The sequence below is a fragment of the Butyricicoccus sp. AM05-1 genome, from assembly GCF_003474415.1.
GTDB classification, from domain to species: Bacteria; Bacillota; Clostridia; order Oscillospirales; family Butyricicoccaceae; genus Agathobaculum; species Agathobaculum butyriciproducens.
The window spans coordinates 116,902-132,629 of sequence record NZ_QUDG01000003.1 but is presented as its reverse complement, the minus strand read 5'-3'; the positions used below and the strand labels follow the sequence as shown (position 1 = coordinate 132,629).

General features: G+C 53.6%; 17 protein-coding genes and 1 tRNA gene. 8 read left to right on the top strand and 10 right to left on the bottom strand.

Annotated elements, in window-relative coordinates:
- Positions 1 to 5 precede the first annotated feature (5 nt).
- The 3 genes from DW088_RS06620 to DW088_RS06605 all read right to left on the bottom strand — a co-directional run bounded on the left by DW088_RS06620 (position 6) and on the right by DW088_RS06605 (position 1,781).
- A complete protein-coding gene (locus tag DW088_RS06620; protein ID WP_002304312.1) occupies positions 6 to 935 on the bottom strand; it encodes a DUF6017 domain-containing protein in 930 nt (309 codons plus the stop codon).
- Entirely contained in the window at positions 932 to 1,135 is a 204-nt protein-coding gene (locus DW088_RS06615; protein ID WP_223385014.1) for a hypothetical protein, read from the bottom strand. Before DW088_RS06615 ends, DW088_RS06620 begins: the two co-directional genes overlap by 4 nt.
- Before the next feature lie 569 nt (positions 1,136 to 1,704).
- Positions 1,705 to 1,781, bottom strand: a tRNA-Arg gene (locus DW088_RS06605).
- Positions 1,782 to 2,255: 474 nt separating this feature from the next.
- On the opposite strand from DW088_RS06605, the gene DW088_RS06600 reads away from it, so the two are divergent.
- From DW088_RS06600 to spoIIID, 6 genes are all read left to right on the top strand, one after another.
- Positions 2,256 to 3,623 (top strand): pyruvate carboxylase subunit B, encoded by a 1,368-nt coding sequence (locus DW088_RS06600; protein ID WP_243029826.1) that lies wholly within the window; start codon positions 2,256 to 2,258, stop codon positions 3,621 to 3,623.
- 2 nt (positions 3,624 to 3,625) lie between these two features.
- Positions 3,626 to 3,955 carry an OadG family protein gene (locus tag DW088_RS06595; RefSeq protein WP_118360156.1) on the top strand — a complete coding sequence of 110 codons (330 nt, stop codon included), beginning with the start codon at positions 3,626 to 3,628 and terminating at the stop codon, positions 3,953 to 3,955.
- A 14-nt stretch (positions 3,956 to 3,969) separates the two neighbouring features.
- Positions 3,970 to 4,350 carry a biotin/lipoyl-containing protein gene (locus DW088_RS06590; RefSeq protein WP_118360155.1) on the top strand — a complete coding sequence of 127 codons (381 nt, stop codon included), beginning with the start codon at positions 3,970 to 3,972 and terminating at the stop codon, positions 4,348 to 4,350.
- Positions 4,351 to 4,365: 15 nt separating this feature from the next.
- Positions 4,366 to 5,517, top strand: coding sequence for a sodium ion-translocating decarboxylase subunit beta (locus DW088_RS06585; RefSeq protein WP_118360154.1), 1,152 nt, complete (start codon positions 4,366 to 4,368; stop codon positions 5,515 to 5,517).
- 251 nt (positions 5,518 to 5,768) lie between these two features.
- Positions 5,769 to 6,341 (top strand): TetR/AcrR family transcriptional regulator, encoded by a 573-nt coding sequence (locus DW088_RS06580; protein WP_158574625.1) that lies wholly within the window; start codon positions 5,769 to 5,771, stop codon positions 6,339 to 6,341.
- A gap of 354 nt (positions 6,342 to 6,695) precedes the next feature.
- On the top strand, positions 6,696 to 6,968 hold the full coding sequence (spoIIID, locus tag DW088_RS06575) for a sporulation transcriptional regulator SpoIIID (RefSeq protein ID WP_117492171.1): 273 nt from the start codon (positions 6,696 to 6,698) through the stop codon (positions 6,966 to 6,968).
- Between the two features lie 67 nt (positions 6,969 to 7,035).
- Here the strand turns inward: spoIIID and DW088_RS06570 are convergent, their stop codons facing one another.
- The gene (locus DW088_RS06570) at positions 7,036 to 7,278 is read right to left on the bottom strand and encodes an AbrB/MazE/SpoVT family DNA-binding domain-containing protein (protein ID WP_110437393.1); all 243 of its coding nucleotides are present in this window, start codon (positions 7,276 to 7,278) and stop codon (positions 7,036 to 7,038) included.
- 87 nt (positions 7,279 to 7,365) lie between these two features.
- On the opposite strand from DW088_RS06570, the gene DW088_RS06565 reads away from it, so the two are divergent.
- Positions 7,366 to 7,950: a nucleoside recognition domain-containing protein gene (locus tag DW088_RS06565; RefSeq protein ID WP_118360152.1), complete on the top strand. Its 585-nt coding sequence runs from the start codon at positions 7,366 to 7,368 to the stop codon at positions 7,948 to 7,950.
- Positions 7,951 to 8,073: 123 nt separating this feature from the next.
- Entirely contained in the window at positions 8,074 to 8,601 is a 528-nt protein-coding gene (locus DW088_RS06560; protein WP_330425279.1) for a nucleoside recognition domain-containing protein, read from the top strand.
- A gap of 161 nt (positions 8,602 to 8,762) precedes the next feature.
- Here DW088_RS06560 and DW088_RS06555 read toward each other — a convergent pair whose 3' ends face one another.
- The 6 genes from DW088_RS06555 to DW088_RS06530 all read right to left on the bottom strand — a co-directional run bounded on the left by DW088_RS06555 (position 8,763) and on the right by DW088_RS06530 (position 15,653).
- A complete protein-coding gene (locus DW088_RS06555; RefSeq protein WP_117492169.1) occupies positions 8,763 to 9,638 on the bottom strand; it encodes a 3-hydroxyacyl-CoA dehydrogenase family protein in 876 nt (291 codons plus the stop codon).
- A 114-nt stretch (positions 9,639 to 9,752) separates the two neighbouring features.
- Positions 9,753 to 10,571, bottom strand: a complete 819-nt coding sequence (locus DW088_RS06550) for an enoyl-CoA hydratase-related protein (protein WP_117492168.1) — start codon at positions 10,569 to 10,571, stop codon at positions 9,753 to 9,755.
- Between the two features lie 260 nt (positions 10,572 to 10,831).
- The gene (locus DW088_RS06545) at positions 10,832 to 12,022 is read right to left on the bottom strand and encodes an acetyl-CoA C-acetyltransferase (protein WP_117492167.1); all 1,191 of its coding nucleotides are present in this window, start codon (positions 12,020 to 12,022) and stop codon (positions 10,832 to 10,834) included.
- A gap of 191 nt (positions 12,023 to 12,213) precedes the next feature.
- Positions 12,214 to 13,770, bottom strand: a complete 1,557-nt coding sequence (locus DW088_RS06540) for an acyl CoA:acetate/3-ketoacid CoA transferase (RefSeq protein ID WP_117555204.1) — start codon at positions 13,768 to 13,770, stop codon at positions 12,214 to 12,216.
- A gap of 44 nt (positions 13,771 to 13,814) precedes the next feature.
- A complete protein-coding gene (locus tag DW088_RS06535; RefSeq protein ID WP_110437399.1) occupies positions 13,815 to 14,090 on the bottom strand; it encodes a hypothetical protein in 276 nt (91 codons plus the stop codon).
- A 117-nt stretch (positions 14,091 to 14,207) separates the two neighbouring features.
- Positions 14,208 to 15,653, bottom strand: coding sequence for a 4-hydroxyphenylacetate 3-hydroxylase family protein (locus DW088_RS06530; RefSeq protein WP_118286158.1), 1,446 nt, complete (start codon positions 15,651 to 15,653; stop codon positions 14,208 to 14,210).
- Positions 15,654 to 15,728 lie beyond the last annotated feature (75 nt).

The window sequence follows — 15,728 nt, the reverse complement described above, 5'->3', positions numbered from 1 at the left end:
TATCGTCACTCTCCTTCCTCTCGCTTCATTTTCAATTTCTTAAATCCTCCTTCCAAATATCCGTGTGACATATCGTGCCGAACAAGAGCATCGTAGTAGGTGTCTATTGTCGTCGGCGCATTGTATATCGTAGTCAGCATATACTGACGGATATTTCTAATCTTTGTGGTGTTCTCCTTGAAGCAGTCCATAACATATCGAATGTGTTCGGCATTCAGTTTCATAAACCGACTGCGGACAATTTCTGCCGGACGCTCCTCTGCACCAATGCGAATCAACGGTCGCTTCGTGCAAACTGTTTCAACGATCAACTCCAGAATGTTATCCAGCATTTCGGAATCGTAAGGGTAATCCTTCTTCAACAAATCCATACTGAGCTGATCCGAGAAATAATCAAAGTATTCTTGATACCGGTCATTCTCGTCCATCATTCCACCATTTCCGGAAGGAAAGATAGAATCAGTATCACTAAATTCAGTATTTTTAATATCAGTATTATTACATTGTGATTTCGGAAGTTCTTGAGTTGTGATTTCCATTGTTCCAGAATTGTGATTTTCACAATTCAAGAGTTGTGAATCCACAGCAGAGATAAAGTTCTTCACATAGATCAGGTTGGGCTTTCCCAAACCCTGGCGCTTACGTTCAATCAATCCTGCTTTCTTCTCAAGTTCACTGAGCAGCTTGATAGCCTTTTGTTCAGCACAGTTCAGAGCCATCTTCGCTTCGTCGATTGTAAAAATGATATACACTCTACCGTTTTTATCTATCCAACCATTTTTGGCAGACAGGCTCATGCGGTCAAGCAAAATGCCATACAGCATCTTGGCATCGGCAGAAATATTCCAGAACCTCTCGTTCGTGAACAACACCTTCGGAACTCGATAGAATGTGAATAGATCGGATTGCTGACCGTAAAAATAATCAAAACTCACACGGCTTCACCACCTTCTTTCTGCGGAAAACTTTCTGTTGTCAGCGGAATGCTGCGGAAAGTCGTATCCGTCTTTTCGTAAGGACATCGGGCAAAATAGTAGAAGCGGTATTCCTGTTCATACACATCCATATCAACGAAGCCCCACTTCACGCATAACCTTCTTCGTACACCAACCAATGCACGGGTGATCTCGCCCATAGGGACAGCCATCACATTCCGACTTGGGTTTCGGCGGCAAAGAGATTAAGTAGTAGCAATTATTTCTACCCAGACGGCAGCCCTTTCTGCCATTCGTCCAGAAGTAGCAGTAATGACAGTCGCTCGGCTTGTCTGCGGTATAAACAGGCTTGCTCAAATAAAACACCTCCAATCTCTTGTATTTGCCCATGGGTTTGGGCATAAAAAAAGAGCGCCTATCCATCCCCAATGCGGGGCAAATAGACGCTCTATGTACATAACGATATTTAATTTTATCTGCTATAACTGCATGGTATTCAAAACATCCGCCTTTTTTGATTAGCTGGATTTTTGGCACGATTTTGGGGCTGATTAGCAGGAAGGGCATTTTCATTAGCAAGAACAGCCCGTTTTCTGCTAAAAATTAGCTGGCGATTTTGTCTTATAACAACCGTTCGATTCTGGAGGGGTTGTCAAAAATCAAATTTTGGAGTAGAATTTTATCTCATACAGTGAAAGAGCTTTTTCGTAGCTTTTTATATAAGAAAAGCCGAAAACCCTTGAAAACAAAGGCTTTCGGCGTTGTTCACTGGCGTCCATAAGAGGATTTGAACCTCCGACCCCACGCTTAGGAGGCGTGTGCTCTATCCAGCTGAGCTATATGGACGTGTCTGATATATGATTATAGCCCGATCAAAGTCGAACTGCAATCCCTTATTTAGTTTTTTTTGAGGTGGCCGTTGTAACGCAACCTTAGGAGGCGTGTGCTCTATCCAGCTGAGCTACTGAGACATTTTTAAGATTTATGTAATTTTTACTGCTCGAAGGAATCGAACAATCTGCCGCTTAGGAGGCGTGTGCTCTATCCAACTGAGCTACTGAGACATAAAAACAAAAGTTTTTGCGAGCGGCTCCTTTGTGCAGAGTCGCAGCACGCGATATATTTATATTACTGCATTGAGAGCAAAAAGTCAATTCCGAATGCGGTGAAAAAAGTAAAGTGCAGCTGTGCAAAATTAAAGAATCATATTCTTGCAAGCGGGTGCAGAAAGTGATATGATACAATTACATATATGGGGTTAATGAGGGGAATCACGAAACCCATTTATTTCCCGAAGGAGGGGGCATACTTGTGAAACAAATGCACATCACCGAAACGGTGCTGCGTGACGCGCAGCAGTCGCTGATTGCGACGCGAATGCCGTTTGAGGATTTCGAGGGCATTCTCGATGAGATGGATCGGGCCGGCTATCACTCGATTGAGTGCTGGGGCGGTGCGACCTTCGATTCCTGCCTGCGCTATCTGCATGAGGACCCGTGGGAGCGTCTGCGCAAGATCAAATCTCACATGAAGAACACCAAGCTGCAGATGCTGCTGCGAGGTCAGAACCTGCTCGGCTATCACCATTATTCGGATGATACCGTGCGCCGTTTTGTCCGCAAGAGCATCGAGAACGGCATGGATATCATCCGTATTTTTGATGCGCTGAACGATTTGCGCAACATCGAGACCGCTGTGGACGAATGCCTCAAGGCAGGCGGCCATGCACAGGGCTGTATCTGTTACACACTGAGTCCGATCCACAATCTGGAGATGTTCGTTTCGCTCGGCAGGCAGATCGAAGCCATGGGCTGCAACTCGCTGTGCATTAAGGATATGGCGGGCATCATGTCTCCGCAGGAGTGCTATGACCTGGTTACCGCACTCAAGCAGAACATCAAAATTCCGGTTTATGTGCATACACACGCGACCACCGGTCTGGGTTATATGACTTATCTAAAGGCAGCGGAAGCCGGTGCGGACGGCATCGACTGCGCGACTTCGTGTATGTCGGGCGGCACCAGCCAGCCGGCAACCGAGTCCATGGTCTACGCGCTCCAGCAGATGGGCTATGACTGCGGCGTGGATTCCAAAACGCTGCATGAGATCAACGAATTTTTCGTGCCGGTCAAGGACAAGTTCGCGGCGAGCGGTATGTTCGACCCGTATGTCCTGTCCACCAAGACCGATGCGCTCGTGTACCAGATCCCGGGCGGCATGCTGTCCAATCTGGTGGCACAGCTGAAGGCACAGAACGCAATCGACCGTCTCGATGAGGTACTCGCCGAAACGCCGCGCGTGCGTGCCGATATGGGCTATCCGCCGTTGGTAACGCCGCTTTCGCAGATGGTCGGCGTACAGGCAACGGTCAACGTTCTCCTCGGCGGCCGCTATAAGTCGATCGGCAAGGAAATCAAGAGCTACATCCGCGGCGAATATGGCAAGGCACCGGGCGAAGTCAATCCCGAGCTCGCCAAGCAGGTGCTCGGTGACGAGCAGCCGATGACCGGCCGCTTTGCCGATACGCTCGAGCCGGAATTTCCGGCTGCACGCGAGCATCTCGGCACGCATGCCCGCAGTGAAGAGGATGTCCTGTCCTATATCGCATTCCCGCAGCAGGCAGAGCAGTTCTTTGAGCGTCGGGAACAGACCTTCACCGCAAGCTATTCGTTCAAGGAGGTTAAGTGAGCATGGTACACGATCCGATCAGCGTACTGGACGCGCTCATGATCGCCCTGTCCGGTATCGTTATTGTATTTTTGATGCTGGCACTTCTCTGGGGTGTCATCGCTGTTATTTCCCGTGTGATGGGCGCGCTCGAAAAGCACACCGCGCATCCGGCTTCGGTCAGTGCAGCGGCTCCGGCGGCTGCGGCTCCGGCAGCAGCACCGGCTCCGGTTCCGCAGGTCAAGCTGGAAGGTGTCAGCGAGGTGGAGGCGGCCTGCGTTATGGCTATCGTCAGCCACGAAACGGGCATTCCGCTCGATCAGCTTGTATTTAAGTCCATCAAGGCGGTTTAAGGGGAGAAAGAAACATGAAATATCAGGTATCGCTTAACGGAAAGCAGTTTGAAGTAGAAGTAGAAAAGGGGTCGGTAAGCGCAGTACCGACCGGCGCGGCTCCCGCACCGGCACCGGCTGCAGCAGCACCGGCACCCGCGGCAGCGCCGGCTCCGGCAGCAGCACCCGCAGCAGCGCCTGCAGGCGGCGAGACCGTTGCAGCGCCCATGCCGGGCACCATTCTGGATATCCGATGCACGGCAGGTCAGGCCGTTAAGGGCGGCGATGTGCTGTTTATTCTCGAGGCCATGAAGATGGAGAACGAGATCTGCGCACCGCATGACGGCACGGTCGGCTCTGTCTGCGTACAGAAGGGCGCTTCCGTACAGACCGGCGCAGCACTCTGCACGATGTAACGGGAGGCGCGTATTATGCAATTTTCGTTTTTCGGTGCATTAGGCAGCATTCTGGCAAGCTCGGGCTTCGCGTCCTTCGCGGAGGACCCGCGCAGCCTGATCATGATCATCATTGCATGCGTGCTGCTGTACATGGGTATCGGCAAGAAGTTTGAGCCGCTGCTGCTCGTTCCGATCGCATTCGGCATGCTGCTGGCCAATCTGCCGCTGACCGGCCTGCTTAATGCACCGGTTGACGGTTCCAGTCCCGGTATGCTGTGGGTGTTCTATCAGGGCGTCCAGCATGCGATTTATCCGTCCATCATTTTCCTCGGCATCGGTGCCATGACCGACTTCGGCCCGCTGATCGCGCGTCCGTCCTCGCTGCTGCTGGGTGCAGCGGCACAGCTCGGCATCTTCTCCGCATTCCTGCTCGCGCTTGTGCTCGGCTTCCCGGGCAAGGTTGCGGCAGCCATCGCCATCATCGGCGGTGCGGACGGCCCGACCTCCATTCTGGTCGCATCCCGTCTGGCAGCGGATTATCTGCCCGCCATCGCTATTGCGGCGTACTCGTATATGGCGCTCATACCGCTTATCCAGCCGCCGATCATGCGCCTGCTGACCACCAAGAAGGAGCGCGAGGTCAAGATGGAGCAGCTGCGTCAGGTCTCCAAGACCGAGAAGATCGTATTCCCGATCGCCGTTGCCATCATCGTTATCCTGCTGATTCCGGATACCGCTCCGCTGATCGGCATGCTCATGCTGGGCAACCTGCTGCGTGAGTGCGGCGTAACCGACCGCCTGAGCGACACCGCGCAGAACGCGCTGTGCAACATCGTCACCATCTTCCTCGGTCTGTCGGTAGGCTGCAAGGCGATTGCGTCCACCTTCCTGACCTGGGAGACCATCAAGATCATCATCCTTGGCCTGATCGCGTTCACGTTCTCGACCGTCGGCGGCCTGCTGTTCGGCAAGGTTATGTATATGCTGACCGGCGGCAAGGTAAACCCGCTGATCGGCTCGGCCGGTGTTTCCGCCGTCCCGATGGCAGCGCGCGTTTCGCAGGTTGAGGGCCAGAAGGCCAATCCGGCAAACTTCCTGCTCATGCACGCGATGGGCCCGAACGTAGCCGGTGTTATCGGCTCCGCTGTTGCCGCAGGCTTTGTCCTCAAGGTATTCGGCGCGTAAGTGCAAAGCAAAAGAACCCGAATTTTCGGGTTCTTTTTTATGCTCTTTTGGTTGAGAAGAATTGAAAATCAATTTGTAACGGTATGCACACGATATCCCGTAAGGGGGGCGCATTGTGCTCTCACGCAAAGGTAAAACATCACGCTAATTCTACATTTTCCATTTTCCATTCTCAATTTTTTATGCTTTCTTGACAATTTATGTCGCCCTGTTTTATAATAAATGTAAGAAATGAACGGGTGGTCCTTATTGTGCAGGTACTAAAAGACGAACTTCGACACAAAATTCTGCTTGAATCCGAGCATTTATTCCTGCAGCGCGGCTATGACCGCACCTCGCTGCAGATGATCGCGGACAAGGTAAATATCAGCAAGAGCAACCTCTACCACTACTTCAAAAATAAGGAGGAGCTGTTCTACGAGTTGACCGACAGCGCTGCAGACGGCCTGAAGCGCATGATCCTGCGCTTCCGCAGCATGCGGTTTGACCTGAACATGGACGCGCAGGAATTCCGCATGCTGCTCACCGAGGAGGTACTCTCGCTGCTGCTGGCGGAGAAATACGGCCTTCTTCTTATCATGGAGCAGGCCAACGGCACCCGATATGAAAACCTGCGGCCGGTAATGATTGAACTGATTGCGTCCAAGATCGTGTCCATGCTGGCCGACGAGGAGAACAGCCCGATGATGGCGCAGATCATGGCACGCAATCTGGTGGACGGGACGGTACATATCCTCAAGAACCGCGTTCGTCCGAGCGAGGTCCGTGCCGGACTGAATCAGCTGATTACCTATCATACACAGGGAATGCACGCGCTGCAGTAAGCAGCGCGTGAGGCTGTCGAAAAACTCCGTTTTTCGAGCAGCCTCTCGATTGAAACCACGCTTTCAATCGAATCTTGACGAAAAGCCGCGCCCTACGGGCACAATTTTTCGTCCCTTGTATAATTCCCGAGGTACACGCCCCCGGGAATTATGAATTTGCTTCGCAAATTCTATTTTATGCGTGCTACCGCACGAAGCGTAAAAATTAAAATAATACTTTTTTGACAGACTGACGCGCTGCAGTAAGCAGCGCGTTTTCTTTTGCCCTCAAACGGATACAAATGCGTTCTAACCGTCCTCGAATCCACATACACTGTCACAGATGAAACCTCATCAGGCAGGAGGGAAACAGCGGTGAAGGGCTTACCGGAGGAGCGCACGATCCGTCTGGCGCAGTACATGATCGAGCAGAAGGCCACCGTGCGGCAGACTGCGGCACGGTTCGGAATATCCAAGTCAACCGTACATAAGGATATCACAACGCGCCTGCAAAAGCTGAATACCGAGCTGTATGAGCGCGTACAGACCGTTCTGCAGGTGAACAAGCAGGAGCGGCACATACGCGGCGGCAGAGCAACACAGGCGAAATACCGCGCCGAAGCGGCGCAGCGACGCGGTGAAAAATAAAAAAACCGACTTTCCAAGCGGAAAGTCGGCAAACAGAAGCAGCGTGACAGTGTTGCTATGTAAAGGCTTAAAGCAGGCCGAGCTCATGCGCGCAATCGCTGCAGACATTCTTACCCTTGAAGTGGATAATGTCCTTTGCGTTACCGCAGAAGACGCAGGACGGCTCGTACTTCTTGAGGACGATATGATCGCCGTCAACGTAGATTTCCAGAGCGTCCTTTACTTCGATGCCCATAGTGCGGCGCAGCTCAATCGGGAGCACGATGCGACCAAGTTCATCAACCTTACGAACAATACCGGTGGATTTCATTTTCAACACACTCCATTTCTTTATCATAAAAAATGTATTACCAAATCCCAATCACGCGGGATGTTGGACGGAAGGGGGGAACACGATATGCTGTCCGTTATCTGGACGGTGTTCCTTTGTATGGCGCTGCTATGCGGTGCGGTCACGGGCAGGCTGGCAGAGGTTACGGCAGCGGTACCCACAGGGGCTGCGGAAGCGATCACGTTGGCGATCAGTATCACCGGGCTGATGTGCTTCTGGAGCGGTGTGATGGAGCTGCTGCAGGCTTCCGGACTGGCAGAGCGGCTGTCCCGTCTGATGGCACCTGTTCTGCGTCCCTTGTTCGGAAGCGCATCGCAGGATAAACAGGCGATGGAAGCAGTAAGCGCCAATGTAACGGCAAATTTGCTGGGGGTATCCAACGCGGCAACGCCGTTGGGATTGCGTGCGTCAGAGCGGCTGTATGTTCTTGCAGGGCGGAGAGGAGCGCCGGATACCGTGCTGACGCTGATCGTGCTGAACGCAACCTCAATTCAGCTGATTCCGTCTACGGTGGCGGCGGTTCGTGCGGCTTGCGGAGCACACGCGCCATTTGATATTATGCTGCCGGTGTGGGGAGCTTCTGCGGCTTCCGTTGCGGCGGTGCTGCTCAGCAGCAAGCTGCTGCGTCCTTTTTTTCCGGATGGGGAATAGCGGGACAGGTAAGTGCGCCTTACAAGTAGTATTATCACACATGAAAAGCAAGAAATTTGTCGAATAAGCAAACAATTCTCAAAAAATTTCCAAACGAGGGAAATAATACAAGGAGGGAGATGATTGCAGATTTTGCAGAACGCGCTCATTCCGGCACTTTTGGCAGGAATCAGCCTGTATGCGCTGTGCAAAGGCGTGGACGTATTTCCAACTTTTCTGCGCGGTGCAGCCGTCGGTTTGAAAACCGCGGTGCAGATACTGCCTGTTATGGTCGGGATGCTGACAGTCGTGTTCATGCTGCGCGCCTCAGGTGCCGTTGATATTGCGGCAAGCGTGCTCGCGCCCGCACTGCGTATACTGGGCATACCGAAAGAATGCACAGCCCTGACCCTGCTGAAGCCGATCAGCGGAGGAGGAGGACTGGCGATGGGCAGTGAAATTATACGACGCTGCGGACCGGACAGCTATGCCGGACGCGTGGCCGCAGTGATGCTGGGAGCCTCGGAAACCAGCCTGTACACGATCAGCGTGTACAGCGGGCACCTTGGTTTAAACCGAACCAGATATGCTGTATTTGCGGCATTGTGCGGTGATCTGGCAGCATTTACCGTCTCTGCAGCATTGGTTAGAATATATTTCCCATACAATTAATATTATATCGTGTATGTTAAAAAATTACCATAGCTTATGTCAAAAATTAGCGAATTAAATAAACATTACTTGTATTCTTTGTGCAATATGCGAAAAATACAGGCTGAGAAAATAAAAAGCATCTATGCCGAAGCACAGATGCTTTTCATATTGCAAAGCGATTACTTCTTTACGATCTCCTTGCCGAAAGGACCATCATAGTCGAAGAAGCCCTTGCCGGTCTTAACGCCCAGCCAGCCGGCACGAACCATCTGACGCATCAGCGGATGCGGACGGTACTTCGGGTCGCCGGTCTCGCGGTACAGCGTCTCCATGATTGCGAGGTTTACATCGTGGCCAACAAGGTCAGCGGTGTGCAGCGGGCCGGACTTCATGCCTGCGCCAAGCTGCATGGCAACGTCGACATCAGCAGGGGAAGCGATGCCGTCAGCAACGATACCCATTGCCTCGTTCATCATCGGGATCAGGATGCGGTTTACAACGAAACCAGGACCTTCCTTAACGGCAACCGGGGTCTTGCCCAGGGATGCCATCAGGTCAAATGCGGTCTGGAAGGTTTCGTCCGAAGTCTGGATCGCGCGGGTAACCTCAACCAGCTTCATGATCTGAGCCGGGTTGAAGAAGTGGCAGCCGATGAACTTGTCCGAACGGTGCGGGATGCAGGCAGCCATCTCGGTGATGGACAGACCGGAAGTGTTGGAAGCGAAGATGGTGTGAGCGGGGCAGATCTTGTCCAGATCCTCCAGCAGGTCCTTCTTCAGATCCATGCGCTCCAGAATAACTTCCATGATGAAGTCAGCATCGGCAGCGTCCTTGCGGTCAACCGAGGTCTTGAGGGAAGCGAGCAGCTCGTCCTTGCGCTCTGCGGTCATCTTGCCCTTGCTTACGAGAAACTCGTAATCGTGTGTGATAACGGTCTTGCCGCGCTCGGTGAACTCCGGCTTGATGTCGATCATGGTAACGTCATGACCTGCGTTCAGAAATACCTCAGTGATGCGTGCGCCCATGTTGCCAGCGCCGAATACACAAACTTTCATGCTAAATTAACCTCTCTCTCACTCTTTGCGGATGGATGAACAGGTATTGCGAATATTGATTAGTCAAAACCGCACAATCCGGTTTTGAATTGTGCGGTCCTACTGTATCAATGCTTACTTATTCTTGAATTCCTTAGCCGGCTTGTCGCGGTTCTTGTCCAGGAAGTAAGCCATGCCGTACTTCTGATCCTCGGTAGCGAAGCACTGTGCGAAGCAGTTGCCCTCGAACTTCAGAGCGGAGTTCAGGTCGGTCTGCATGCCAACGTTTACAGCTTCCTTAACCAGGGAAACAGCGATCGGAGCCTGAGCAGCGATCTCCTCGGCCAGCTTTACAGCCTCGTCGAGCAGGTTCTCCAGCGGATATACGTAGTTAACCAGGCCCATGTCCAGAGCGTCCTGAGCGGTGTAGTTAGCGCGTGCGGTGTACAGCATTTCCTTAGCCTTGCCTGCGCCTACGAAGCGAGCCAGACGCTGGGTGCCGCCGCAGCCCGGGGTGATGCCCAGACCAACTTCAGGCTGACCGAAGGAAGCGTTCTCGGAAGCGAGACGGATGTCGCAGGACATAGCCAGCTCGCAGCCGCCGCCGAGGCAGAAGCCGTTGATGGCAGCGATAACCGGACGCTTGAAGTTCTCGATCTTCCAGCAAACGCGGTTGGACTCGTTGCCGAACAGCTTGCCCTCTGCACAGGTCTTGGTAGCCATCTCGGAGATGTCAGCGCCTGCAACGAAGGAGTTAACGGTCTTGCCCTTCTTGTTAACGGTGGAAGAACCGGTCAGAACTACTGCATAAACGTTGTCCAGATCCTTAGCCAGCTCGTCGAATGCCTCTTCCAGCTGTGCGTACATGTCGGTGGACAGAGCGTTCATAGCCTTCATGTGCTCGATCTTAACAATCGCAACATGACCCTTTTTTTCGATTACTACGTCAGTCATTTTTAAGACTTCCTTTCAGAATATGTGCTATGAGCGTAAAACGCTCAAAAGCAATCTCCGTTCGGAGATTACCAAACATCCAAAGGATGTTTGCAGTCAAAATAGAACAGAAGCGAGCTTCTGTTCGTAAAAACCCGCGACATGCGCGTGGGTTTTTACACCCCGACCCAACCGCCGTGGGCGGCGTCGTTCGGGTATCCAAAATCAGTTTCTACGGAACTGATTTTGGTATATAGGGGGTACTGGGTACCCCCTATAATTTACTTGCAGAGCTCGTCGCGCTCAACGATGATAGCTTCGCCCATACCGCCGCCGATGCACATGGTAGCCAGACCGATGGTCAGGTCGCGCTTGATCATTTCGTAGATCAGGGTGGTGGTGATGCGGCAGCCGGCTGCACCGATCGGGTGACCCAGAGCGATTGCGCCGCCGTTTACGTTAACCTTGTCCATATCAAAGCCAAGCTCACGGTTAACAGCAGCAGCCTGTGCAGCAAATGCCTCGTTGGACTCGATCAGGTCGAGGTCAGCAACGGTCAGACCTGCGCGGGACAGAGCCTGACGGGTGGACTCGATCGGACCTACGCCCATGATGGACGGATCGCAGCCTACAGAGCCCCAGGCACGAACCTTAGCCAGCGGCTTGAGGCCGTTTGCCTTAACGAACTCCTCGGAAGCGATGATCATTGCAGCGCCTGCATCGTTGATGCCGGAAGCGTTGCCTGCGGTTACGGTGCCGCCGTCCTTCTTGAATGCCGGGCGCAGCTTGCCGAGGATCTCCAGAGTGGTGTTCGGCTTTACATGCTCGTCGGTATCAAAGATAACGGTTTCCTTCTTCTTCTTAACTTCGATCGGAACGATCTCGTCCTTGAAGCGGCCGTTAGCGATGGCAGCAGCTGCCTTCTGCTGGGAAGCGAGAGCGATCTCGTCCTGCATCTCGCGGGTGATGCCGTACTTTTCAGCTACGTTTTCTGCAGTGATGCCCATGTGGTACTGGTTGAATACATCAAATACGCCGTCGTATACCATCATATCGACCAGCTTCTTGTCGCCCATGCGAGCACCCCAGCGGGTATCGCGGGAGATGTACGGAGCACCGGACATAGACTCGCAGCCGCCTACCAGCATCATCTTGTTCTCACCGGAACGGATGATCTGGGTGCCGAGGGAGATGGCACGCATGGAGGAAGCGCAAACCTTGTTCAGGGTCATAGCCGGGGTGGTGATCGGCAGACCGGACTTCAGGCAAACCTGACGTGCTACGTTCTGGCCTACGCCGCCCTGCAGTACCTGACCGAACAGAACCTCGTCGATTGCTTCCTTGTCAACGCCTGCACGCTCGATAGCTGCCTTTGCAGCAGCGGTGCCAAGCTCGGAGGAGTGTACATCGCGGAGGGTGCCGCCGTAAGTGCCGATTGCAGTACGGGCAGCGGAACAGATGTAAACGTTCATTTAGCTGTTTCTCCTTTTCTACTGATGCGGCGAAAAAACTATGCCGCCGCATGGTGATGGAAACTCGATTTTCTTGAGTTCGTTAATATTTTATCAAACCATTCGGCAGAATGCAAGGGAAACTGGTCGATTCTGTAAAATTATATGAAAAGGCCGGTTTCCGTTTGCATAATCTGCACAAATAGAATTGATTAGTCGTTAGCCAGACCCATCAGCTCGTCACGGAAGATGCGAGCGTCCATGGTCTTGATCTCGTCAGCCATCTTCGGAACGAATTCCATCTGGTCGAGGATCTGGGTCTGCAGGTCGATGCCCGGAGCGATCTCGGTCAGGGTAACGCCTTCCGGACGCAGCTCAAATACGCAGCGCTCGGTGATGTACAGAACCGGCTGATGTACCTCGTTAGCGTAATCGCCGGAGAAGGTGATGTGCTCAACCTGCTTAACGAACTTCTTCTTAGCGCCTTCCTGGGTGATAACGAGCTTGCCGTCCTTGCACTCAGTCTTGAGGCCCTTTGCAGTGAAGGTGCCGCAGTAAACAACCTTCTTGGCGTTCTGGGTGATGTCGATGAAGCCGCCTGCACCTGCCAGACGGGTGCCGAACTTGGATACGTTCAGGTCGCCGTTCGGAGCAGTCTCGGCCAGACCGAGGAATGCAACGTCAAGGCCGCCGCCCTGATAGAAGTCGAACTGAACATTGTGCGGGATGATGCACTGTGCGTTGGCAGCAGCGCCGAACTGGGTGCCGCCGTACGGTACACCTGCGATGGAGCCTGCCTCAACGGTAAGGGTCATCTTGTCGGAGATGCCTTCTTCAGCAGCTACGTTAGCGATCTTCTCCGGTGCGCCGGTGCCGAGGTTTACGATAGCGTCCTGCGGCAGCTCCATAGCAGCACGGCGGGCGATGATCTTCTTAGCGTCCATCGGGATCGGCGGGATAGCGTCAACCGGGATGCGGAATTCGCCGGTCAGCGCGCCGTCATACGGCATGCCGAGGCACTGCATGTTCTCCTCCTCGGTGCCGACTACAACAGAGTCAACATAGATGCCCGGGATAGCAACCAGCTTCGGGTCCAGAGAACCGCCCTGAACGATCTTCTCAACCTGAACGATTACCTTGCCGCCGGAGTTCTTGCAGGCCTGAGCCATAGCAGTTACGTCCAGAGGACCGATCTCACGATGTACGGTGCAGTTGCCGTACTCATCGCAGTAGGAAGCACGCAGGAATACAACGTTGATCGGGAAGCCCTTGTACAGCAGGCGCTCCTGACCCTCGATGTTAACGATCTTTACCAGATCTTCCTTGGTAACGTCGTTCAGCTTGCCGCCGCCGTTGCGCGGGTCAGCGAAGGTCTTCAGGCCAACGTGAGTGATGGTGCCGATGTTGTGAGCAGCGATATCGCGGTACATGTGCGAGATAACGCCCTGCGGCAGGTTGTAAGCCTCGATCTTGTTGTTCAGAGCCAGCTCGCCGAGCTTCGGAGCACGGTCCCAGTGGCCGCCGATAACGCGCTTAACCATGCCTTCATGGCCGTAATGGTCACCGCCGGTGCCATCGCGGTGGCCCTGACCGGCTGCAAAGAACAGGGTCAGGTTCTGCGGGTGGCCGGTCTCAAGAAAACGCTTCTCGAGAGCCTTGGACAGGGTCTCCGGGCAAGCACAGGATACGAAACCGCCGGTAGCAATGGTATCGCCGTCCTGAACCTTCAGAGCAGCTTCCTCCGCGGTGATGATGCTTACTTTCTTCATGTTTATCAATCCTCCTGATAATAGTGCGACCGGTTTTACAGTGGTCACGCCTGTGACGTGAAAGACCTGATTCTATCTATCGCCTGCGGAATCTCATCCGCTGCGGCAACAACAACACGGTGCGCGGCCTCGATCTCCTCATAGAGATACGGACAGCCGGTGCAGCCGCGCAGGATCAGCAGTACGTCATATGGAACACCGTCCTCCGGATAGGAGAATGAGGCGGTGTCCTGAAGGGCAGCGCAAATCGCCTTGTAGGCGTCTCCGCGCTCATAGCGCGGATTGCAGCCGCCGCAGAATTTTACTGTGCAGCGAAGCAAGGCGCACAACCCCTTTCTATGTAGCATTTCCGAATGTTACCATAGGGAAACAATGGGTAATAACACAAACACAGGCACTCACGGGTGCTCCATGAGTGCCTATAGTTTGCTCAGAGATTACTTGATGCGAGCAATCTTCTTTGCCAGTTCCTTCTTCATTTCAAGGTTGGACTGACGGGCAATCATGATGCGCTGAGCCTGCGGCGAGCCTGCACCGTGCATGGACTCCGGCAGATAACCGACAGCTGCAGTACCCATGGTCATGTTCTCGATCAGGCGCAGCAGACGCATACGGTCCTCAGTCGGAACGGAAGCAACGCCCTTGAGGTACTTCTCGATGTACGGCTTGAGCTCCGGGTTGCGGTAATCAGCCTCGGACGGCTGGGTTACCATCAGGCCGCCTGCCAGATCCTGTGCCAGACGAGCGATCTCGTACGGGAAGCGGGTAACGTTCTGCTTGCAGACGTTAGCCAGCAGCAGGTCGATCAGGTAGTTGCCTGCCTTGGTCTTGGTGCCCTGAGAGGAGCAAGCGATACCGCAGCAGTACAGGGTCTCGTTCAGGTGGGTCATCTCAATCAGCTTGTCCTTAACGTGGGAAGCCTTGGAGGAGCCAGCCATATCGCCAGCCAGAGCGGTAGCGCCGATCAGAACGTCGCCTACGCCGACCTTGCAGCCGCCGTAAGACTGACGGTGATAGCCTGCGAAACGTTCTACGATCATGCCGGCAAACTTAACTTCGCCGTTCAGGAAGATGCGGTCGTTCGGAACGAATACGCGGTCGAAGATAACGAGAACTTCGTGGCCGCCGTATACCTTGTTGCCAACGTCGATGTCGTTGTACTCTTCAATCTTGCGGGTGTCGCAGGACTGACGGCCGTAGATCAGGGTGATGCCCTTGGAATCGGTCGGTACAGCGAAGGAGATCGCGTAGTCCTCGTCGCCCTCACGCATGGAGATGGTCGGCATTACCAGAACCTCGTGAGAGTTTACAAAGCCGGTCTGATGAGCCTTAGCGCCGGTAACGTATACGCCGTCAGCGGTGCGCTCTACAACGTGCAGGAACAGATCCGGATCAGCCTGCTTGGACGGAGCGAGGGAACGGTCGCCCTTAACGTCGGTCATAGCGCCGTCAACTGCGAGGTCCTCGTCCTGCACGCGGGTCAGGAACTTGAGGAAGTTCTCGTGGTACTTGGTGCCGCAAGCCTCGTCGATCTCGTAGGTGGAGGAGAATACAGCGTTCATAGCGTCCATGCCTACGCAGCGCTGGAAGCAGGCTGCAGTCTTCTGACCGAGCAGACGCTGCATCTTAACCTTCTTGATCAGGTCGTCGGTGGACTGATGCATGTGGGTGAAGCGGTTGATCTTCTTGCCGGAGATGTGGGAGGTAGCAGTCATCAGATCCTGATACTGCGGGTCCTCAGCCAGCTCGTAGGTAGCGGCAAAGGAGTTCAGGGAAGGACGGATAACCGGGTCGTCAACCGGATTCTCTACCTTCTTACCGAACATATACAGATTGAGGTTCAGCTTGCGCAGGGACTCAATGTACTGGTCTTTGGTCATCATAAGTGATCAAGTATCCTTTCTCATTACAATTTGGTACACATAACATGAATAAAGAAAATAGGGCGGGGAGACGGG